We start from the raw sequence: 21,984 nt of genomic DNA on the forward strand, positions 1-21,984 counted from the left end.
GGTTCAACTCCGCTTCTCGGTTGTGCCGTTGCGGTCGTGGGGCTCCTTGGTCAGGTGGAGCCGGTTGCCGGGCCCGTTCTCGTTCCGCATGCGCCCGTCCTCCGAGGCCGTCGGTTGCTCGCGGAGGGTCAGGAGGGCCAGTACGCTCACCGCGCAGGTGGCCGCCGCGTAGTACGCCGGGATGTCCACGCTGCCCGTCCGCTCGATCGTCTCCGTGATGATGAGCCCCGCGCACCCGGAGAACACGGCATTGGACAGGGCGTAGGCGAGTCCCAGGCCCGTGTACCGCACGCTCGTCGGGAACATCTCCGAGAGCATCGCGGGGCCGGGGCCCGCCATCAGGCCCACGATCGCCCCTGCGAGGAACACGGCGGCGCCCTTGAGCGCGGTCGAAGTGCCGTCGTCCTGAAGGAGGTTGAGCAGAGGCACCGCCAGCACGGTGACCAGGAGCGCACCCGTGAGCATCACCGGCCGCCGGCCGATCCGGTCGCTCAGCAGGCCCGCCGGGATGATCGTGGCCGCGAAGCCCAGGTTGGCGAGGACCGTGGCCACCAGCGCCTGCTGGAAGGTGGCGTTCAGTGAGCTCTGCAGATAGGAGGGGAGCACGACGAGGAAGGTGTACCCGGCGGCGGCCCACCCCATGACACGCCCCGCGCCCAGTGCGATCGCCTTCGCCACCTCACGGGCAGGGGGCCGCTCGGGCGGCTGTCCCGCACGGCTGACCTCGACGGTCTCGACGGTGTCGGTGGCTTCGGCGGTCTCGGAGGTCTCGTCGACCTCGTTGGACTCGCCGGCCGCGAGAGACCGGCGTGACTGAAGTGTCTGGGCGGCCTGAGTGGCCTGGAGCGCCTGGAAGGATGGTGTCTCGTCGAGGCGCAGCCGTAGCCACAGCGCCCCGAGCCCCATCGGCAACGTCAGCAGGAACGGCAGCCGCCAGCCCCAGGAGTTCAGTTGTGCCCCGGTGAGCAGGGTCGCGAGGAGGGCCGCTGCCCCCGCCCCGCCCAGCAGCCCCAGCGCCACCGTGAACGACTGCCACGACCCGTACAGCCCCCGCCTGCCCGGTGGCGCGAACTCCGTCATCACCGACACCGCCCCGCCGAACTCCCCGCCCGCGGACAGTCCTTGGACCACCCGCAGGAGGGTGAGCAGCCAGGGGGCGAGCGCGCCCACCGTGGCGTACGTGGGCAGCACGCCGATCAGGGTCGTGGCGGCCGTCATGAGGACGATGACCAGGATCAGTACGGGCCGGCGGCCGACGCGGTCGCCGAGCCGGCCGAACAGCGCGGCGCCGACGGGCCGGAAGAAGAACGCGAGCGCGAACGACGCGTACGTCCTGACCAGTGCCTCGGCCTCGGAGCCGCCCTCCGGGGTGAAGAACCGGGCCGCGATGACCGTCGCGAAGTAGCCGTAGACACCGAACTCGTACCACTCGATGAAATTGCCGACCGAGCCCGCGACCAGCGCCTTACGGGACCGCTCCGGCCGGTCGGTCCGCGAGCCGGGGCCGTGCGCCGGGGCATCCATACCGTTCCTCCCGCACTGGGCGTCCTGATCCCGCTGAAAGTAAGTTTCAGTTTGCGGTTGCTGACAGTCAATAAATTTCACCCTCGCCGGTCCGCGGGCAGGTCGACGAACAGGTGGGGCGACTCCTGTCCTCGGCAGTCACCCATGACGGCAACGGCAGTCACCCATGACGGCAACAGGTGTCCCGACCAGGCTCCATCGCGCCTTCCGGAGGACTAGGCTCGAAGTCTGTACGTCGTTGGGCCGACCTGGGGAGGTAGCGGGATGACGGAGGTACGGCCGGGTGCGGCCGCCTCGGCACCGCTCTGGGAGCGCGACGCGGAACTCGCCGCGGTCACGGAGGCCGTCGACGCCCTGTGCGCCGGCTCCGCCGCCGGCAGTCTGCTGGTGTTCACCGGCGAGGCGGGCATCGGCAAGACCGCGTTGCTCGCCCAGGTCCGCGCCCTCGCGGAGAGCCGCTGCACGGTGTGGTCGGCCCGTGGCGGCGAGACCATCACGTCCGTTCCGTTCAACGTCGTCCGGCAGTTGCTCCAGCCCGCGCTCGTGGCACTCATGCCCGACGAGGCGCGCGAGTACTTCGGCGACTGGTACGACATCGCCGGCCCCGCACTGGGCATAGCCGAACCGGGCGCACGCCAGGCGGACCCGCAGGGCGTGTGCGACGGACTGGTCGCCGCCGTACGCAGACTCGCCCGGCGCGAGTGGCCGCTGGTGCTGCTCATCGACGACGCCCACTGGGCCGACCAGGAGACCCTGCACTGGCTGGCGGCCTTCGCGGAGCGCCTGGACGATCTGCCCGTCCTCGTCGTGGTGGCCCGCCGCCCCGGGGAAGCCGGCGGCGAGAGCGCCCGCCACCTCGACACGCTCGGCGCGCTGTCCCGCCCGATGCCCAGCCTGCGCGCACTGACCCCTGAGGCCACGGCCGGACTCACCCGCGCCACGCTCGGCGAGCACGCCGACGCCCCGTTCTGCCGGGAGGTCTGGGCGGTCACCGGCGGCAACCCGTACGAGAGCGTGGAGCTCCTGGCCAAGGTCCAGGACAGTGAACTGGAACCGGTGGAGGAGTCGGCCGCCGAACTGCGCGCGCTGAACCGCGCGGCACGCGGCCGCGGACTGGTCGACCGGCTGGAGGGGCTCGGCGTCGACGCCACGAAGTTCGCCTGGGCGGCCGCCATCCTCGGCACCCAGATCTCCGTCGACCTCGCGGCGGAACTGGCCGGCATGCAGCGGGACGAGGCCGAACGCTGCGCGGTGCGGCTGAGCGTGGCCCGCATCCTCACCGAGGCCGACCGGACATCCGGTCAAGTGGAGGACGGCGAGCTGGAGTTCGTCCATCCGCTGATCGCCACCGCCGTGTACCGGTCGATCCCGGACGCGCTGCGCACCGCGATGCACGGTGTGGCCGCCGCGGTCGTCACCGCGTCGGGTCTCGGCGCCGCCGCGGCCTCCCGCCACCTCCTGGAGGTGCATCCGGACGACGACCCCGAACTCGTCGAGCAGATGCGCGAGGCCGCGGGTGAACATCTCGCCGTCGGCGCCCCGGACGCGGCCCGCCGGTGCCTGGAGCGCGCCCTGCTGGAACCGCCGCTCCCGGAGGTCCACGCGCGCGTGCTCTACGAACTGGGCTGCGCCACACTCCTGACCTCGCCCGCGACCACCATCGGCTATCTGCGCCAGGCGCTCACGGTGCACGGCCTGGAGGCGGACCTGCGGGTCGACGCGGTCTGCCGGCTGTCCTCGGCGCTGGTCCACAACGACCAGCTGGAGGAGGCCGTCGCGGTGGTCGACGCGGAGGCCGACCGGCTCGAACCCGGTCCCGAGCGGATGCGGCTGCAGGCCGTGCACTACATGTGGGAGGGCATCCACGCGGGCGAGGAGGACGCGCCCGGGCGCTCCCGCCGGCTGGCCCAGCTGGTCAAACCGCTCACCGGCCGCGACAACTCCGAGCGCGCCCTGCTCATCCTGCGCGCCTTCGACGCGATGACCCGCGGGGAGAACGCCGAGGAGGTCGCCGAACTCTGCGACCGCTCGCTGGTCAACGGCCGCCTCGCGCCCGGCCTCGGCTGGACCGACACCGAGTGGAGCTTCGAGCTCCTGATGATGCTCGGCATCTCCTATACGTACGCGGACCGGCTCGACCGTGCCGAGAGCCTCTTCACGGAGGCCAGGCGGTCGTACGAGTCCGCCGGCTGGAGCGGTGGCCATCTGGCCCTCGCGCACGCCTTCGGCGGATACGTACTCCGCAGACGGGGCCGCCTCAAGGAAGCGGACGAGTCACTGCGTGAGGCGTTGCGGCTCGCGGACCGGGTGGGCCACGGACTGCCCATGCACTGGTCGGCGGCGTGCATGCTCATCGACACGCTGCTCGCCCGCGGGCATGTGGGTGAGGCCGAGGAGATCGCCGAGCGGTACTCCTTCGAGCCGCCGCATCCGTCCACGATCGTGCTGCCGGACACCCACTCGATAAGAGGCCGTCTTCTCATCGCCACGGGTCGGGTCGAGGAGGGCGTGAACGAGCTGGAGACCGCGGAGAAGATGTCCGAGGACCGCGGGGGTCACAACACGGTGATGGCTCCCCGGGCGGGTGACCTCGCGCGGACCCTCGCCGCCGAGGACCCGCGGCGGGCCGCGGAGGTGGCCGCCGACGCCCGCGTCCAGGCCGAGCGCTTCGGCACCGACACGGCCATCGGTGAGGCCCTGCGCTGCGCCGCCGCCCTGGAGACGGGCCAGCGCTCGGTCGCCCTGTACGCCCAGGCGGTCGCGTACCTCGAATCCTCCCCCTGCGCCTACGAACACGCAGCGGCCCGCGTCGAATACGGCATCGCTTCCCGCTCCGCCACAGAAATCCGCCGAGGCCTGACCCTGGCGGAATCCTGCGGAGCAGACACCCTGGCCACCCAAGCCCGAACAGCCCTGGGCGAAGCCTCGTAAGGAGCGCGCTCCTTCACATACACACGGCCCGACAGACCCCGCAAGGGGCGCGGGGAACTGCGCGCTCAGCCTTCACGTACCGCACCCGTCATACCTGCGGCCCGACAGACCCCGTAAGGGGCGCGGGGAACGGCGCACCCGGCCCGCACGTATCCGCAGTGGGCGTACTGCCGGTTCGGGGCGGCTCCGCCCGTTGTCGGCCGCGGGCGTGTGGGGGTGGGCCGCGCAGTTCCCCGCGTTCCTTACGGCGCCTGGGGGTCACCCTCCTCGGAGAGGACCCGTTGGGCCACGGCGAACGCCGAGTTCGCCGCCGGGACGCCGCAGTACACCGCCGTCTGCAGCAGCACCGCCCCGATCTCCTCCGGCGTGAGCCCGTTGCGACGGGCCGCACGCACGTGCATCGCCAGCTCGTCGTAGTGCCCGTGCGCCACGAGCGCGGTCATAGTGATCATGCTGCGCTCACGCCGCGCCAGCGTCTCGTCCGTCCAGATCTCCCCCCACGCGTACCGCGAGATGAAGTCCTGGAACCGCGCCGTGAACGCCGACTGCCGCGCCTGCGCCCGGTCCACGTGCTCGTCGCCGAGCACCTGCCGCCGCACCTCCATCCCCCGCCCGGCATCCCCGCCGAAGTGCGCCCGCAACGCGGTGAGCACGGCCTCCGGCCGCTGCGCGGGCGCCAGATGCGACGCGCCCGGGATCTCCACGAGCGCCGACCCCGGCACCGCGTCCGCGATCTCCCGCAGATGCGCGGGCGGCGTCGCCGGATCCTCGCGCCCGGCGACGAGCAGCGTGGCCGCGCCGATGCGAGGCAACCGCTCACGGATGTCGAACGCCGCCAGCGCGTCACAGCACGCGGCGTACCCGTCCGGGTCGGCCGTCCGGTGGTCCTCGACCAGCTCGGGCACCGTGAACCCGGGCGTGAACCAACGGGAGTCGGCGCCCTCGGCCAGCCCGGCCAGCCCCTCGGCCCGTACGAGCGCCGCCCGTTCCTCCCACGGCTTCGCGCCGTTGAAGTGCGCCGAGGAGCAGATCACGGCGAGCTTCTCCACCCGCTCCGGGTGGTGGACCGCGAGATGCAGCCCCACCGCACCGCCGAGCGAGACACCGGCGTACGAGAACCGGTCGATGCCCAGCGAGTCGGCGAGCGCCAGCACCAGCGCGGCGAGGTCGCCGACGGTCGCCCCCGGGCCGATCAGCGCGGCGGGGGAGCCGCCGTGCCCCGGCAGGTCCCAGCGCACCACCCGATGGGTGACGGAGAGTTCGGGCGCGACCTTGTCCCACAGGGCCAGCGAGGTGCCGAGGGAAGGGCCGAGCAGAAGCGGGGGAGCGGAGAGGGCCCCCTCGGCACGATGGTGCAGCAACGTGCCCTCGGTGGAAGCGGGTTGGTCGGTCCGACTGGTCAACGTCGCTCCAGAGCACGATCGGTGAGGGCTCCCGCGGAACCCGTGTACTGGGTGGGATCGGTGAGGTCCACCAGGTCCACCAGGTCCACCAGGTCGACGTCCTTCAACTCGGGTTCCTCCAAGAGGAGTTCCACGAGCGGCCGACCCTCCGCGGTGGCCCGCCGCGCGACCCGGGTGAGCACTTCCTTGGCGCGGGCGCGCCCGAGCACCGGCGCGAGTTCCGCCGACAGCCGCTCGGAGACGATCAGACCGTGGGTGAGGTCCAGATGGACGCGCATCGTGTCCGCGTGCACCTGCAGACCCCCGGCCAGCTCCGCCGCGTCCCGCGCCGCTCCGCCCACCAGGCGGAGCAGGTCCCGCAGGGGCTCCCACTCGGCGTGCCAGGCACCGGCGGGCCGTTCGTCCTCGGCCGCCACGGACCCGTACAGCGTCGCCGCGAGCTGCGGCGCCCGGCGGGCCGCCGCGGCGATCAGCGTGGCCCGCACGGGGTTCGCCTTGTGCGGCATGGCGGAGGACCCGCCCCCCGTGCCCTCGCTCAGCTCACGGATCTCCGTACGGGAGAGGGTGAGCACGTCCGCGGCCGTCTTGCCGAGGGCGCCCGCGGTGAAGGCGAGGGCACCCGCGAGATCGGCGACCGGTGTCCGCAGGGTGTGCCAGGGCAACACCGGTGCGACGAGGCCCAGTTCACGGGCGTACGCGTCGACGAGCGCCCCCGTGTCCGGGGCTCCGTACGCGGCGAGGCCCGCCAAGGTGCCCGCCGCGCCGCCGAGTTGCACCGGCAGGCCGTCCCGCACGGCCCGTACGCGGTCCCTCGCGTCCAGGACCAGCGACCGCCAGCCCGCCGCCTTCAGACCGAAGGTGGTGGGGACGGCGTGCTGGGTGAGCGTGCGCCCCGGCATGACCGTGTCGCGGTGGTCGCGCGCGAGGCGGGCCAGCGCGCGCTCCGTACGGGTGAGGTCAGCGAGGACCAGGTCCAGTGTCCGTACCGCGACCAGCGTCATGGCCGTGTCCATGATGTCCTGGCTGGTCGCGCCCCGGTGGACGTAGGGGGAGTGCTCTTCGCCGACCGCCGCGGTCAGGTCGGCGACCAGGGGGATCACCGGATTGCCGCCGGCCCGCGCGCGCAGCGCGAGCGCCCGGACGTCGAAACGCGCCGCGTCGGCGGCCGTGGTCACCGCGTCGGCGGCCTCGTCCGGGGCGAGCCCCAGCGAGGCCTGCGCACGTGTGAGCGCCCCCTCCGCGTCGAGCAGCGCCCGCAGGAAGGCGGAGTCACCGGTCGCGGCCTCGGCGCCCGACCCCACCCGCCCCGGCGCGAGAAGCCCGACATCGGACCCGACGGACCCATCAGGCGCATCGGACGCATCAGGCCCGCCGGGTCCGCCGGGACCGGCAGAACCGGCCGGTTCGAACGCTGTCACTGAAACTCCAGGAAGACCGTTTCGCCTTCGCCCTGAAGACGGATGTCGAAACGGTACGTCCGGTTGCTCCCGTTCGCCCCCTCGGTCGCGACCAGCGTGGCGCGCCGCTCGGCCGGCAGCGAGTCGAGCAGCGGGTCCGGGCCGTCGGCGAGGTAGGCGCGCGTGAAGAGGTGATGCGTCAGTCCGCGCGCGAACACGCACACGCTGATGTACGGCAGCCCGGCGTTGCCCGGCCGCAGCGTGTGGAGCGCGTAGTGTCCGTCGGCGTCCGTGGGCACCCGCCCGTACCCGGTGAAGTCGACGCCGTTGCGGCCGAGGAACCCGCCGGTCGACGGATCGCGGCGCATGGAGCCCGGGGCGCCCGTCAGCGAGCCGTCGGGCGCGGCCTGCCAGAAGTCGAGCAGGGCGTCGGGTATCGGCGTGCCCGCGCCGTCGAACACGTACCCGTGCAGGCTGATCGCGTCCGGGTGGCCCTGCGGGGCCATACGGCTGCCGTCGGGGAAGGGGAGCGCGTGCCCGTAGAACGGGCCGACGGTGTGGGACGGGGTGGGGAGCAGTCGCTCGGCCATGGTCACCGGCCTTCCTCGATCCAGGTGGCGGAGGGACCGTCGAGGACGATGTCCCAGGCGTACCCCATCGAGAACTCGGGCTTCGACAGGTCGTGGTCGTAGGTGGCGACCAGCCGCTCGCGGGCCGCCTCGTCCGTCACCGACTGGAGGATCGGGTCGTACCGGAACAGCGGGTCGCTCGGGAAGTACATCTGGGTCACGAGCCGCTGGGCGAACGCCGTCCCGAAGACGGAGAAGTGGATGTGCGCGGGCCGCCACGCGTTGGTGTGGTTGCCCCACGGGTAGGGGCCGGGCTTGATCGTGGTGAACGAGTACCGGCCCTGATCGTCCGTCAGGGTCCGTCCCACACCGGTGAAGTTGGGGTCGAGCGGTGCCGGGTGCTGCTCGCGCAGATGGGCGTACCGGCCGGCGGCGTTGGCCTGCCAGATCTCGACGAGCTGGCCGCGTACGGGGCGGCCGTCGCGGTCGAGCAGCCGTCCCGAGACGGTCATCCGCTCGCCGATCGGCTCACCGCGGTGATGGATGGTCAGATCACTGTCGTGCTCGGTGATGTCGGTGACGCCGAACACCGGACCCGACAGCTCGACGGTCTCCGGGTCGCCGCCGCTCACGGCGACCAGCGGCTGTTTCGGGTGGCGCAACAGGGAGCTGCGGTACGGGGCGTAGTCGCGCCGCGGGTGGTGCAGGACCGGGGCGCCACCGGCGACCGCCTTGTCGTACGCGTCCTGCTGGTCCTTTATCTCTGAGTCGATGTCCGACTGGGTGAGAGCCATGAGAGGTGGGTTCCTAACGCTCCAGTACGAGGGCGAGGCCCTGGCCGACGCCGATGCAGAGGGTGGCGACGCCGACTCCCGAGCCCTTGCGGGCCAGTTGGTGGGCGACGGTCCCGGCGAGCCGGGCGCCGGAGGCGCCGAGGGGGTGGCCCAGGGCGATGGCCCCGCCCTGCGGGTTGAGGACGGCCGGGTCGAACTCGGGCCACTCGGCGACACAGCCCAGGACCTGCGCGGCGAAGGCCTCGTTGAGTTCAAGAGTTGACAGGTCGTCAAATGTCTTGCCCGCCCTGGCGAGCGCGCGGTTGACGGCCTCCACCGGGGCGAGGCCGAAGTAGTCGGGGTCGAGCGCGGAGACACCGGACGCGGACACCCGGGCGAGCGGCTCGCGGCCGGTGGCCGCCAGGCCCTCCTCGTCGACGAGGAGCAGCGCCGCGGCGCCGTCGTTGAGCGGCGAGGCGTTCCCGGCGGTGACCGTGCCCTCCTCGGTGCGGAACGACGGCTTGAGCCGGGCCATCGCGGCGAGGGAGGCGTCGGCGCGTACGCATTCGTCGGCGGCGAAGGACAGCGGGTCGCCCTTGCGCTGGGGAATCGAGACCGGCGCGATCTCACCGTCGAAGAGGCCCGCGGCCTGGGCGGCGGCGGCCTTGTCGTGGCTGGCGAGGGCGAACTCGTCCTGCTGCTCACGGCTGATCTTGTGCTTTTCGGCGATGAGTTCGGCGGACTCACCGAGCGGGATGGTCCACTGCGGGTCCATCCTGGGGTTGACCATGCGCCAGCCGAGAGTGGTCGAGTACAGCTCGGTGTGCCCGGCGGGGAAGGGCCGGTCGCTCTTCGGCAGGACGTAGGGGGCGCGGGTCATCGACTCGACACCGCCGGCGAGGGCGATCGAGGCGTCGCCGAGCGCGATGGCACGGGCGGCCTGGATGACGGCTTCGAGACCGGACGCGCACAGCCGGTTGACGCTCACGCCCGGCACGGAGGTGGGCAGACCGGCGAGCAGACCGGCCATCCGGGCGACGTTGCGGTTCTCCTCGCCGGCGCCGTTCGCGTTGCCGAAGTACACGTCGTCGATCCGGGCGGGGTCCAAATCCGGTGTACGGGCGAGGAGTTCACGCAGGGCATGGGCGGCCAGGTCGTCCGGGCGGACGGCGGCGAGACTTCCGTTGTACTTGCCGAACGGGGTACGGACGGCGTCGACGATGTAGACGTCCTTCACGGCTGCTTCTCCTCGGTGAGCTCCTCGACGAGCTCTTCGGCGATACGAACCTTGGCGGCAGTCTTCGCCACGACCTCGTCGGCCGTGACACCGGGCGCCGTCTCGACGAGTACCAGGGCCTCGTCCGTGACGTCCAGGACACCGAGGTCGGTGATGATCCTGTTGACACAGGCTTTGCCTGTCAGTGGCAGCGTGCACGCGTCGAGGACCTTCGGAGACCCGTCCTTGGCGGTGTGGGTCATCACGACGATCACGGTACGGGCGCCGTGCACCAGGTCCATGGCCCCGCCGATGCCGGTGATCATCTTGCCCGGTACGGCCCAGTTCGCCAGGTCGCCGCCCGCGGAGACCTGCATCGCGCCGAGGACCGCGACATCGATGTGCCCGCCGCGGATCATCCCGAACGACAGCGACGAGTCGAAGTAGGAGGCGCCCGGCAGGACCGTGACGGTCTCCTTGCCCGCGTTGATCAGGTCCGGGTCGACCTGCTCCTCGGTCGGGTACGGGCCGGTGCCCAGGATGCCGTTCTCCGACTCCAGGATCACCTCCACGTCCCGGGGGAGGTAGTTGGGGATCAGCGTCGGCAGTCCGATGCCGAGATTCACGTACTGGCCGTCCCGCAGTTCGCGCGCGGCCCGCGCGGCCATCTGTTCACGCGTCCAGGCCATCAGCCGCTCACCGTCCCTCGTGCCGAAGACGCGGAGACCGTCCGCTGTTCGATCTTCTTGTCCGCCGCCTGCGCCGGGGTGAGCGCGACGACCCGCTGCACGAAGATGCCCGGCAGGTGCACCGCCTCCGGGTCGATCCCGCCGGGCTCCACAAGCTCCTCCACCTCGGCGATCGTCACCCGTCCGGCCATCGCCGCGAGGGGGTTGAAGTTGCGGGAGGACTTGTTGAAGACGAGGTTCCCGTGCCGGTCGCCCTTGGCGGCCCGCACCAGCGCGAAGTCGGTGCGGATGCCGCGCTCCAGTACGTACGGGGTGCCGTCGAAGTCCCGTACCTCCTTGGGCGGGGAGGCCAGCGCGATCCCGCCGTTGCCGTCGTAGCGCCAGGGCAGTCCGCCGTCGGCGACCTGCGTGCCCACACCGGCCGGTGTGTAGAACGCGGGAATCCCGGCGCCGCCGGCCCGCAGCCGCTCGGCCAGGGTGCCCTGCGGGATCATCTCGACCTCCAGCTCCCCGCCCAGGTACTGCCGCGCGAACTCCTTGTTCGCCCCGATGTACGAGCCGGTGACACGGGCGATGCGGCCCGCCGCGAGGAGGACCGCAAGGCCGGACTCCATCGCCCCGCAGTTGTTGGACACCACGCCCAGGCCGGTGACCCCGCGCTCGTACAGCGCCTGGATCGTCACGTTCGGCACACCGCTGAGACCGAAACCGCCGACGGCGAGTGTCGCGCCGTCCGGTATGTCGGCCACAGCCTCGGCGGCTGTGGAGACCACCTTGTCCATCTGCGAAGCTCCATCTCTCCCGAGCATCCCGCACCCCTGATTAGTCAGGGCACTGAGTATTTCTACGAGGTTTCGAACACGCTGCCATCGTGGCCGTCAACCGTCAAGACCTCCCATCAAACGCGAGCTGAGAGTCTGCTCGCAGGGAAGAGACAGGGAACCGGCGGGCCCGCTATTGTTCAGTGCACCAACGAATGCCCACTCTCGTGGCACAAGGAGCGCTCATGGCCGCGGTGGATCTCTCCACCCACCCCGGGCATCTGGCCCGGCGACTGCAGCAGGCGCACTACCTGCTGTGGAACACGATGGTCTCCGAGGAGATCACCTCGCCCCAGTTCGCGGTCCTGAACGCGCTCGTCGCCGAGCCGGGGCTCGATCAGCGGACCGTGGGGGAGCGGGTGGGTCTCGACCGGTCCACCATCGCCGAGGTCATCAGCCGGCTCGGCCGGCGCGGCCTCCTGGACAAGGTGCGTGACCCTCAGGACGGCCGCCGCTCGCTGCTGCGCCTCACGGACGAGGGTCTGCGCGTCCACCGCAAGCTGACGGTGCGGACGGCGCGGATGAACCAGGTCTTCCTGGCCCCGCTCTCCGGCGAGGAGCAGACCCTCTTCTTCGACCTGATCCAACGCGTCTCGGACGCGGCGGAGGGCCTGCGCAACCCCGTCACCCCGGGAGAGCCGATCGCCGGCCACCGGTGAGCGGCCCGCGAGCTCGTGGTGTGCCCGCAGCCCCGGCGAGGGTCGGCTGCGCAGTCCCCCGCGCCCCTAAAAGGCGCTCCCGCCTGCGCCGCTGAAAGACGCGCCCGTCCGCGCCCCCTCCGGGGAAGGCGCGCCCGTCCGCGCCGCTGAAGGGCGGCGCCCCTTCAGGGGCGCGGAGAACTGCGCGGTCAGCTACGGCGGACCCGCACCTGAAGGCAATACGCCAGGCACCTGCGGAGCAGCGGGTCACGCCCGGGTGAAGACCACCCACACCTGCCCCTCGGCGAAGTTCACCGGCGCGCCCTCCGGCGTCGTGAACTCCGTGCCACCCGTGGCGAGAGGCCGCTTCCACGCCACGTCGAAGGCCTTGCCGTCACGCAGGACCTTCGCCGTGCCCGAGCCGACCGTCTCCGTGTAGGGCGTGACGTTGCCGAGGTAGTCGTGGTACCTGGACTTACGGATGTTCACGTACTGCACGACGACAGTCGACGCGCCCACCCGCTTCCCAGCGGTCGTCACCGTCGGCGTGCCGTCCATCGACACCAGCCAGCGCCGCTGGTCCCGGGACCAGTCGAAGGTGAAGCGGGCCTGAGGGAAGCGGACCGTGCGCGTGCTCTCGTCCGTGCCTCCCGCGGGCGCGGCCCCGTACCGGAAGCCCGTCGTCAGCGCGTCGGCCCCCGGCGTGGCCGTCAGCAGCCGATGGGGCCGCAGATAGAGGTTGTGCGGCTCGGGCTTGTCCGTGCCCCGGTAGTAGGCGTTCGCCCTGTCCTCCGGCAGGGCGGTCCGCAGCGGAGCACTGTCGATCAGCGGCAGCAGCCTCTTCTGGGCCCCGGAGAAGGCCAGCGTCGGCTCGTGGAACTGGCGCAGCAGCTCCAGGTCCGACTCGCGCGCGCTGCGCACGGGGCCGATGGCCTTCGGGAGGCGGGTCGCGTACACCGCCATCAGCCGGCTGAGACCGCCCTCGACCTGCTCGGCGTACACGACGTCGGCGGCGTCCAGGCCCGTCTGCGGCCGGGCGCCGGGCACGTTGTCGATCTTCACGACGAGCGGGGATGCGGCCCGGGGCGCCGGACTCGCCGGGGCGCTGGTGCCCTCGGTGGTGTCGGCGCGGGGCGGCAGGTTTCCGCGCTGCTTGTCGTCGAGCGGGTCACCGCTCGTGCAGGCCGTCGCCACAGCGCCCACCAGGAGCGTGGCCAGCAGCGGTGTCGTCATGGCCGAGCGCCTCGAACGCCCCGTCCGTCTCATGCGTACCGTGGCCACCGTGCCCCGTTTCGTCGTTTTTCAGCTTATAGGTTCAACGAGTACGTACCCAATGAGCCAAGATCGAAGGCGTGCGCTGCTCCGAGCGGGTCACGGGCGCGGGCGGAAGGGCACGGCGGTCCGCCCGACGGAGCCGTGCCGCGAGACAGGGTTCGTACGCGGGAGACGTACCCAACAGGGCGGACGCGCAAGGGCGTTGGTCGGTGAAGAGGCGTCCGGGTCCGTTCAGTCCCGCGGTCCCAGGATGTCCGCGAGGTCGTAGCCGACCGGTTCCTCCAGCTGGGCGTACGTACAGCTCTCCGGCGTACGGTCCGGGCGCCAGCGGCGGAAGCGCGCCATGTGCCGGAAGCGCTCGCCGTTCTCCATGTGCTCGTACGCCACCTCGCACACCAGCTCGGGCCGCAGCGGGATCCAGGAGAGGTCCTTCTTGCCCGTCCAGCGGCTGGGCGCGCCCGGCAGTCGCGCCGACTCGTGCGCCGACTCCTCGGCCCAGGCCGCCCACGGATGCCCGGCGGGCGACTCCATGAGCAGCGGGGCCAGCTCCTCGATCAGCTCCGCGCGTCGCTTCATCGTGAAGGCCGCGCACACCCCCACGTGCTGCAACGTGCCCTGGGCGTCGTACAGGCCGAGCAGCAGCGAGCCGACGACGGGCCCGCTCTTGTGGAGCCGGTAGCCCGCGACCACCACGTCCGCCGTGCGCTCGTGCTTGATCTTGAACATCAGGCGTTCGTCCTGCCCGTAGCGCAGGGCGAGCGGTTTGGCGACCACACCGTCGAGCCCGGCGCCCTCGTACTGCTCGAACCACCGCCGCGCCACCTCGATGTCCGTCGTCGCCGGCGCCAGGTGCACGGGAGCCGTGCTGTCGGCCAGCGCCATCTCCAGCAGGGACCGCCGGTCGGACAGGGGGACGTCCAGCAGCGACTCGTCGGCCAGCGCGAGCAGGTCGAACGCCACGAACGAGGCGGGAGTGCGCTCCGAGAGGGTCTTCACCCGGGAGGCCGCCGGATGGATGCGCTCGGAGAGGGCGTCGAAGTCGAGGCGTCCACCGCGCGCGATCACGATCTCACCGTCGACCACACAGCGCTCCGGAAGCCGCTCCCGCAGCGCCTCCACCAGCTCGGGGAAGTACCTGACCAGCGACTTCGTGTTACGGCTGCCGATCTCGACCTCGTCCCCGTCACGGAAGACGATCGCCCGGAACCCGTCCCACTTCGCCTCGTAGTGCATGCCCGGCGGAATGCGCGCCGCGGACTTGGCGAGCATGGGCTTCACGGGCGGCATCACCGGCAGATCCATGCTCCGATTCTGCGGTGATCGGCGAGTATTCGCCCGATGTGCACCGTGAGTCCTGATATGCGTGGTCTGCGCGCTGCGCCTACCGTGGCTCGCATGGCGGATGCGGTGGAGCTGGAGGCGGCGGGCAGGACGGTACGGCTGTCCAGCCCGGACAGGGTCTTCTTCCCGGAGCGCGGCTACACGAAGCTGGACCTCGCCCAGTACTACCTGGCGGTCGGCCCCGGCATCCTGCGCGCGCTGCGGAACCGGCCCACGACCCTGGAGCGCTACCCCGAGGGGGTCGGCGGCGAGTCCTTCTTCCAGAAGCGGGCGCCGAAGAACATGCCCGACTGGATCCCCACCGCGCACATCGCCTTCCCCAGCGGCCGCAGCGCCGACGAGATGTGCCCCACCGAGGTCGCCGCCGTCCTGTGGGCCGCCCAGTTCGGCACGCTGACCTTCCACCCCTGGCCCGTACGCCGGGACGACGTCGACCGGCCCGACGAGCTGCGCATCGACCTGGACCCGCAGCCGGGCACCGACTACGCCGACGCGGTACGCGCCGCCCATGAACTGCGCGAGGTGCTGCACGAGTACGGGGATCTGCGCGGCTTCCCCAAGACGTCCGGCGGCCGTGGCCTGCACGTCTTCGTGCCGATCGAGCCGCGCTGGACGTTCACCCAGGTCCGCCGGGCGGCGATCGCCGTCGGACGGGAGCTGGAGCGCCGGATGCCGGACCAGGTGACCACGGCCTGGTGGAAGGAGGAGCGCGGCGAGAAGATCTTCGTCGACTACAACCAGACGGCCCGCGACCGCACGATCGCCTCCGCCTATTCCGTACGCCCCCGGCCGCACGCGCCGGTGTCGGCGCCCCTCACCTGGGACGAGGTCCCCGAGGCCGTACCCCAGGACTTCGACCTCGTGACCATGCCCGCGCGCTTCGCCGAACTCGGCGATGTGCACGCGGACATGGACGACCACGCTTTCTCTCTCGAAGCCCTGCTCGAACTCGCCACCCGTGACGAACACGATCACGGACTGGGCGATCTGCCGTACCCGCCCGAGTACCCGAAGATGCCGGGTGAGCCCAAGCGGGTACAGCCGAGCAGGGCCAAGAAGGAGAGCTGAGCCGCACCTGTGCGACTAACTGAGCGTCACAGCTCCTTGATCCTCACGTCCCGGTACGACACCACGTCCGTCGTGCCGTGCACCTGGAGCCCGATGTAGCCGGAGGAGAACCGCCGCCCGTCCGTGCCCGGGTCGTCCGAGCGCGGCGGGGTGAAGTCCTGACCGCCGATGTTGTCGAACTCGTTGATCAGCACGCCGTTGCGGTAGATCGAGTAGTGCTGGTCCACCACGCGGATCTCGTAGTCGTTCCAGGTGCCCTTCTGGGTGACACCGGCACCGGCCAGGCCCACCCGGTCGAAGCCGTAGACCGAACCGGTCTTGTACATGTCGCCGGTGGGGCTGTCGAACTCCTGGATCTCGTGCCCGTACTTGATGGCGACCCACTCCGGCCGGGACTCCTCCGGGTGGTTGTGGACCTGCGGGAACCGCACGAACACACCGGAGTTGGCGTTGCCCGTGCCCGGCGCGTCGTCACGCCACTGGAGCTTCAGCGAGAAGTCCCCGTACTTGCGCTCGGGGAACCACAGCATGCCGAGCCCGTCCCTCGACGTGCCCGACGTGATGGAGCCGTCGCCGTTCAGGCCGAACGAACCGCCGCCCACGTGCTGCCACTTGTCGAAGGTGTCCGGCGTACCGTCCATGATCGTGCGGTAGCCCTCGGTCTGCCCGGGATCGCCGATGCCCGACTCGTCGGCCGCCTCGCCGATCAGGTCGTACTCACGCTGGACGATCACGCCGTCCTTGAGGAGGGTCTTGAGGACCGCCGTCACGTGCTTGAGGAACAGCGCGTGGGACGTCCACTCCTTCTCGTCCTCGATCAACTCGTTGATACGGCACCGGCTGTTGGTGATCCGGTTCGGCACGCCCGAGTCGACCGTGCCGACGATGACCGTCAACCGCTCGTCGTACTCCGCGCAGTTGGGCGCGGGAACGCCGCCACCCGGGGCGACCGTGAAGCTCACCGTCCGGGCGTCCGAGGTGTTGCCGGCCTTGTCGCTCGCCCGGTAGGCCACCGAGTGCGCGCCCACGCGGTCGACCACCACGGGAGCGGTGTACGCGAGGTAGGGGCCGCCGTCGAGCGAGTACTCGATCTTGTCCACCCCCGAGCCGCCGTGCGCGTCGGTCGCGGTCACCGTCACCTTGGCGGTGTTGATGTACGCGCCGGCCGAGTTCTTCGTGCCCTCGACGCTCACCCCGGTCACCGGGGGAGTGGTGTCCTCGACGGGCGGCGCCACGACGGTGAACGACACGGACTTCTCGGCGGCCGCGTTGCCCGCCTTGTCCGTCGCCCGGAAGCGCACCTTGTGGGCGCCGACCTCGTGGACCATCACCGGAGCCGTGTACGGCTGCCAGGCACCGGCGTCACCGAGCGCGTACTCGATGGTGTTGACGCCGGAACCGGTGTCGGAGGCCGTCACCGTGACGGTCGCCATGGAGACGTACTCGCCCTGCGCGTTCTTCTCGCCGGTCACCGTCGCCGAGGTGTCCGGCGCGGTCGTGTCGTCCGTCGGCGGGGCCACCACCGTGAACTGCTCCGCCTTCTCCGCGGAGGTGTTCCCGGCCTTGTCGATCGCCCGGTAGCGGACCTTCTGGGCGCCGACCTGGTCGACCACCACGGGCGTGGTGTACGGCTGCCAGGCACCCGCGTCACCGATCGCGTACTCGATGCGCTCGACGCCCGAACCGCCGGTGTCCCTCGCGCTGAGCGCCACGGTCGCCGAACCGACGTACGCGCCGTCCGCGTTCTTCGTGCCGGTGACCTCCGCGGCGGTCTCCGGCGCGGTGGTGTCCTCGCCGGTGCCCTCCGTGACCACCAGGATGCCCTGCATCTGGCCGTGGCCGGGGATCGTGCAGAAGTAGCGGTACCGGCCGGGCGTGAGGGTCACCTCGGCCGTGTGCCGGCCGCCCTGGTCGTCGTTCGGGTTGGCCAGGATGTTCAGCGGGACGTCGTTCTGGTACTCCGGGTCCGACACGTCGAACGTCAACGTGTGCGGCATGCCCATGGTGTTGCCGGTCGCCTCGCTGTTCTCGAAGACGATCGTCGTCGGGCCCGCGACCGCCGTGGTGGGCGCGGTCGTGTACTTGGTGATGTCGTCACCTGCGGTCCAGGTGAGCGTCTGCGCCGCGGCGCCCGCCCCGGACGGGGTGTTGTCGGTCTGGCCGGAGGCCGAGGTGGAGGCGAGCCCCACCACCATCAGCAGCGCCGCGAGCAGCGCCGTCCACAGCCGTCCAGTTCTTCGCCTGCCGATGTCCGTCACGCTCGTCACTGCGCCTCCCTGACCAGCTGGTCGGCGGCGGGAGTGGGGCCGCCGCCCTTGTACGTCACCTGCCACAGCGCGGACTTGGAGTCCGAGGTGAAGAAGCCACGGCCGTAGTCGAGGACGTACAGCGTGCCGTCCGGGCCGAACTTCCAGTCCATGAGGTTCTTGATGCCGTCGTTGCCGATGGGGATGATCTTCTTCAGGGACTCGGCGTGCACCGGGATGCCGCCCTGTCCGGCTGTCTTCGGGTCGAGGAGTACGGCGTGGCGCGGCTGGTCGGCGTCGTAGAAGTCGCCGACGAACCACTTGCCGTCCCAGTACGCCGGCCACTTGGCCGCGCTCGCCGAGTTCGCGTCGTACCGGTAGACGGGCCCGTCCATGGCCGCCTGGCCGCCGCCCTTGAGCCACGGCAGCAGGAACTTCTGCTCCGCGGTCTTGTACGACGGGATGCCGTTGGCGTCACGCGGGAAGTCCGGGCCGCCGCCCTGGGGCGAGTACCAGATGGTGTTCGACGTGACCGGCGGCAGGTTCACGAGGCCGTCGTTGTTCGGCGACTCGTTCTTCGGCGCGTTGCAGTCGTACCAGCCGAGCGGCTTCGACGGATCGGGCAGGTTGCGGTCCCGGTAGGGCTGCTTGTTGCCCATGCAGTACGGCCAGCCGTGGTTGCCCGGCTTGGTGATCGCGGCGAACGTGTCGTACTTCGCCGGACCCCAGGTCGTCGACGGCGACCCGGCGTCCGGACCGACCCAGCCCGCGTACAGCGTGTCGGTCTTCTTGTCGATGGAGATGCGCGCCGGGTTGCGGACACCCATCACATAGATCTCGCCGCGCGTCTTGCCGCCGCCCTCGGCGGTCTCCTTGCCCGTGAAGAGATTCCCCTCGGGCAGGGTGTACGTGCCGTCCTGCTCCGGGTGGATGCGCAGGATCTTGCCGTTCAGGTTGTTGGTGTTGCCCGCCGTGCGGCGCGCGTCGGCGAAGGAGACGCCCTTGTAGTTCGGCTGCGGGTTGTTGCCCGAGTAACCGTCGCTGAAGCCACTGGAGTTGTTGTCACCCGTGGCGATGTACAGGTTGCCCTTGGAGTCCCAGGCCAGACCGCCGCCCGCGTGGCAGCAGCTGTGGATCTGCACCGGCCACTTCAGCAGGACCTTCTCGCTGTTCAGATCCAACCTGCCGGTCGCCGAGTTGTAGGTGAAGCGGGAGACGTAGCGCTCGGCCATCCGCTTGTCACGGTCGATCCGGGAGTGCGGCGTGTAGTGCAGGTACACCCAGCCGTTGTCCTCGAACCGGGGGTCCAACTCGATGCCGAGCAGGCCCTCTTCGACCTTGATCAGCTCGTCGCCGCCGCCCTTGTTGCCGAAGACGTTGAGCGTGCCGGCCAGTGTGACCTTCTTGGTCTTCGGGTCGTAGACGTGGATCTCGCCCTTGCCCTTGCCGACGTCCGGGTTGTTCCAGTCCGTGATGACCGGCTGCGAGGAGTCGGCGCCGCCGCGGCCGATGTAGAACACGCGGCCGTCGGGCGCGGTCACCAGACCGTGCGGCTCGCCGATCTGGTCGTTCTGGCCCGGCTGGTTGGGCTGGGTCAGCCGCTCCGCCTTGTAGTTGGCGTTGATCGTGGCCTTGCAGTCGGCCTGCGAGATCCGGCTCGTCCAGGCGAGCGCCCCACGCAGATGGGACCGGAACTCCGTCTCGTCGTACGACGATTCGGTCCCGCCCATACCGGTGTAGAAGGACCGGCCGCCGTCGTAGTCACGGCACCAGGACACGGGGTGGTCGGCGCCGTTCGCACCGGTACCCGGCGTGTACGTCGACTCGCGGACGCGGGCCACCGTGTGCACGTCGCCGGACGGGTTCTTGGTCCAGTTCAGCCACTTGTCGGGGCGCTTCCACTGGAGCGGGAGGTCCTTGGTGGCGGGATGCTGCCGGTCGCCGACCTCAACGGTCGCCCGCTGTACGGCGGTCGGGCTGCTCGCGGCCGGACGGGCACCGACGAGCCCGGTGAACCAGTCCGAGTACGGCTCGGCGCGGGCCGCGTCATGGATGCCGAGGAAGCCGCCGCCGGCCTCCATGTACGACTCCAGACCGGCCTCCTGCTCCGGATCGAGGACGTCTCCGCCACCGGTCAGGAAGACGACGGCGTTGTAGAGACCGAGTTCCGTCTCGTCGGTGAAGACCGAGGCGTCGTCCGTGGCGGTCACCTTGAAGCGCCCGGCCGTGGGGCCCGACTGTCCGAGGTCCTCGATCGCCTCGATACCGGCGTTGACGACGGGTGACTCATCGCCACCGGCCGCGGACCCGTGGTAGATCAGCACCCGCACATCCGCGCTGCCGGGCGGCGACTTGATCGACATCGTTGTCAGGGGCGGCTCGGGCGCGGGGCGCGCGCTCGCGGCCGGCCCCGAGAGGACACCGGCGGCGACGACTCCGGCGGCCAGCGCGGCTGCCCAGCCTCTGCGTCTTGCTCTGCCCAACTTCCGTACGGTCAGTGGCGTTTGATGCGGTGTGGGCCGCATGTGGTCACCCCATCCTCCTCGGTCACAGCAACAGCGCCATGGAAGCTAGACCTTTTCGCGGAACTCGCCAATAGGTATGACCGGGATCGCACAAACTTTGTCCTGAGTGTGGATAAACGAAGGCGATGCCACTACCGTCTCACCAGTTCGTCTCTGTCACTCGGTTCCGTCGGATCCGCCGGATCTGCCGGGGTCGTCAACTCGGTTGATCGCGTTGCAGGTTGGGAGAGTTCGGCATGGGCACCACGGACGACACGGGCGCCACGGGCGCGGGCGCGACGGTTGCGGACGCGAAGGGTGCGGACGCGACGGGTGCGGGCACCGCGGACGCGATGGACCGGCGTGGCTTCAGCCGTCGGATGATGCTGGGCGGGGCCGCGGTCGCCACGGTGGCGACATCGTTGTCACTCGTCGCCGCGAAGGACGCGACGTCCGCCGACAGCGCGGCGGACGCGAGCACCGCACTGCGTACCGCCCCCGCGGGCGGCGAGGTCAGACGCATCAAGCTGTACATCGAGAAGCTCGCCGACGGGCAGCTGGGCTACGGGCTGGAGAAGGGCGCGGCCACGATCCCCGGCCCCCTGATCGAACTCAACGAGGGCGACACGGCGTACATCGAGGTCGAGAACACGCTGGGCGTGGCGGCGAGCCTGCATGTCCACGGCCTGGACTACGAGGTCTCCAGCGACGGCACGAAGCTGAGCAAGTCGCATGTCGAGCCGGGTGACACGCGTACGTACACCTGGCGCACGCATGCCCCCGGCCGGCGCAAGGACGGCACCTGGCGGGCGGGCAGCGCGGGCTACTGGCACTACCACGACCACGTCGTCGGCACCGAACACGGCACGACCGGTATCCGCAAGGGCCTGTACGGGCCGGTGATCGTCCGCCGACAGGGCGACATCCTCCCGGACAAGACCCACACCATCGTCTTCAACGACATGACGATCAACAACAGGCCGGGGCACGACAGCCCCAACTTCGAGGCCACGGTGGGGGATCGGGTCGAGTTCGTCTCGATCACGCACGGGGAGTACTACCACACGTTCCATGTGCACGGTCACCGCTGGGCGGACAACCGCACGGGTCTGCTGACGGGCCCCGACGACCCCAGCCGGGTGGTCGACAACCTGATCGTGGGCCCCGCGGACTCGTTCGGCTTCCAGGTCATCGCGGGCGAGGGCGTCGGCGCGGGCGCGTGGATGTACCACTGCCACGTCCAGAGCCACTCCGACATGGGAATGGCGGGCCTGTTCCTGGTGAAGAAAACGGACGGCACGATCCCGGGCTACGAGCCCCACGAACACTGAGGGGGCTCCGCGCGTCTGGGGGCGCGGGGAACGGCGCGCTCGGCGACGGGGTGCCCGCACTTGATGTCCGGCTTGGGGTGTCTTGGCTTGGGGGCGCGGGGAACGGCGCGCTCGGCGACGGGGTGCCTGCGCTTGATGTCCGGCTTGGGGTGTCTTGGCTTGGGGGCGCGGGGAACGGCGCGCTCGGCGACGGGGTGCCTGCACTTGATGTCCGGCTTGGGGTGTCTTGGCTTGAGGGCGCGGGGAACGGCGCGCTCG

At 70.9% G+C, this 21,984-nt stretch carries 16 protein-coding genes; 4 read left to right on the forward strand and 12 right to left on the reverse strand.

Annotated elements, in window-relative coordinates:
* Window positions 1-3: 3 nt before the first annotated feature.
* Complete coding sequence (locus IE278_RS42245; RefSeq protein ID WP_246570309.1) at window positions 4-1,524, reverse strand: MFS transporter; 1,521 nt, start codon at window positions 1,522-1,524, stop codon at window positions 4-6.
* 264 nt (window positions 1,525-1,788) lie between these two features.
* Here IE278_RS42245 and IE278_RS14105 point away from each other — a divergent pair, with 264 nt between their 5' ends.
* Window positions 1,789-4,455 (forward strand): ATP-binding protein, encoded by a 2,667-nt coding sequence (locus tag IE278_RS14105; RefSeq protein ID WP_189772231.1) that lies wholly within the window; start codon window positions 1,789-1,791, stop codon window positions 4,453-4,455.
* A 242-nt stretch (window positions 4,456-4,697) separates the two neighbouring features.
* Here IE278_RS14105 and pcaDC read toward each other — a convergent pair whose 3' ends face one another.
* From pcaDC to IE278_RS14140, 7 genes are all read right to left on the reverse strand, one after another.
* Window positions 4,698-5,858 carry a bifunctional 3-oxoadipate enol-lactonase/4-carboxymuconolactone decarboxylase PcaDC gene (pcaDC, locus tag IE278_RS14110; RefSeq protein ID WP_246570310.1) on the reverse strand — a complete coding sequence of 387 codons (1,161 nt, stop codon included), beginning with the start codon at window positions 5,856-5,858 and terminating at the stop codon, window positions 4,698-4,700.
* Window positions 5,855-7,159, reverse strand: coding sequence for a 3-carboxy-cis,cis-muconate cycloisomerase (pcaB, locus tag IE278_RS14115; RefSeq protein WP_246570320.1), 1,305 nt, complete (start codon window positions 7,157-7,159; stop codon window positions 5,855-5,857). Before pcaB ends, pcaDC begins: the two co-directional genes overlap by 4 nt.
* A 113-nt stretch (window positions 7,160-7,272) precedes the next feature.
* Window positions 7,273-7,845: a protocatechuate 3,4-dioxygenase subunit alpha gene (gene pcaG, locus IE278_RS14120; RefSeq protein ID WP_189772233.1), complete on the reverse strand. Its 573-nt coding sequence runs from the start codon at window positions 7,843-7,845 to the stop codon at window positions 7,273-7,275.
* A 2-nt stretch (window positions 7,846-7,847) separates the two neighbouring features.
* Window positions 7,848-8,618, reverse strand: a complete 771-nt coding sequence (pcaH, locus tag IE278_RS14125) for a protocatechuate 3,4-dioxygenase subunit beta (RefSeq protein WP_189772234.1) — start codon at window positions 8,616-8,618, stop codon at window positions 7,848-7,850.
* 13 nt (window positions 8,619-8,631) lie between these two features.
* On the reverse strand, window positions 8,632-9,834 hold the full coding sequence (locus IE278_RS14130; RefSeq protein WP_189772235.1) for a thiolase family protein: 1,203 nt from the start codon (window positions 9,832-9,834) through the stop codon (window positions 8,632-8,634).
* Entirely contained in the window at window positions 9,831-10,502 is a 672-nt protein-coding gene (locus tag IE278_RS14135; RefSeq protein WP_189772237.1) for a CoA transferase subunit B, read from the reverse strand. The genes IE278_RS14130 and IE278_RS14135 overlap by 4 nt, the downstream gene beginning before the upstream one ends.
* Window positions 10,502-11,284 carry a CoA transferase subunit A gene (locus tag IE278_RS14140; protein ID WP_189772239.1) on the reverse strand — a complete coding sequence of 261 codons (783 nt, stop codon included), beginning with the start codon at window positions 11,282-11,284 and terminating at the stop codon, window positions 10,502-10,504. Before IE278_RS14140 ends, IE278_RS14135 begins: the two co-directional genes overlap by 1 nt.
* A 224-nt stretch (window positions 11,285-11,508) precedes the next feature.
* Here IE278_RS14140 and IE278_RS14145 point away from each other — a divergent pair, with 224 nt between their 5' ends.
* A complete protein-coding gene (locus IE278_RS14145) occupies window positions 11,509-11,982 on the forward strand; it encodes a MarR family winged helix-turn-helix transcriptional regulator (RefSeq protein ID WP_189772241.1) in 474 nt (157 codons plus the stop codon).
* 246 nt (window positions 11,983-12,228) lie between these two features.
* Here the strand turns inward: IE278_RS14145 and IE278_RS14150 are convergent, their stop codons facing one another.
* On the reverse strand, window positions 12,229-13,194 hold the full coding sequence (locus IE278_RS14150) for a DUF3048 domain-containing protein (RefSeq protein WP_246570311.1): 966 nt from the start codon (window positions 13,192-13,194) through the stop codon (window positions 12,229-12,231).
* Window positions 13,195-13,467: 273 nt separating this feature from the next.
* On the reverse strand, window positions 13,468-14,538 hold the full coding sequence (locus IE278_RS14155) for an ATP-dependent DNA ligase (RefSeq protein ID WP_189772243.1): 1,071 nt from the start codon (window positions 14,536-14,538) through the stop codon (window positions 13,468-13,470).
* Between the two features lie 93 nt (window positions 14,539-14,631).
* On the opposite strand from IE278_RS14155, the gene ligD reads away from it, so the two are divergent.
* A complete protein-coding gene (ligD, locus tag IE278_RS14160) occupies window positions 14,632-15,645 on the forward strand; it encodes a non-homologous end-joining DNA ligase (RefSeq protein WP_189772244.1) in 1,014 nt (337 codons plus the stop codon).
* A 26-nt stretch (window positions 15,646-15,671) separates the two neighbouring features.
* On the opposite strand, the gene IE278_RS14165 is transcribed toward ligD, so the two are convergent.
* Both IE278_RS14165 and IE278_RS14170 read right to left on the reverse strand, forming a co-directional pair.
* Complete coding sequence (locus IE278_RS14165; RefSeq protein ID WP_189772431.1) at window positions 15,672-17,870, reverse strand: OmpL47-type beta-barrel domain-containing protein; 2,199 nt, start codon at window positions 17,868-17,870, stop codon at window positions 15,672-15,674.
* Window positions 17,871-17,908: 38 nt separating this feature from the next.
* On the reverse strand, window positions 17,909-20,416 hold the full coding sequence (locus IE278_RS14170; protein ID WP_189772245.1) for a ThuA domain-containing protein: 2,508 nt from the start codon (window positions 20,414-20,416) through the stop codon (window positions 17,909-17,911).
* Window positions 20,417-20,748: 332 nt separating this feature from the next.
* Between IE278_RS14170 and IE278_RS14175 the strand changes: the two genes are divergently transcribed.
* A complete protein-coding gene (locus IE278_RS14175; protein ID WP_189772433.1) occupies window positions 20,749-21,726 on the forward strand; it encodes a multicopper oxidase domain-containing protein in 978 nt (325 codons plus the stop codon).
* Window positions 21,727-21,984: the final 258 nt, after the last annotated feature.

The organism is Streptomyces tauricus (assembly GCF_014650955.1).
GTDB lineage: Bacteria > Actinomycetota > Actinomycetes > Streptomycetales > Streptomycetaceae > Streptomyces > Streptomyces tauricus.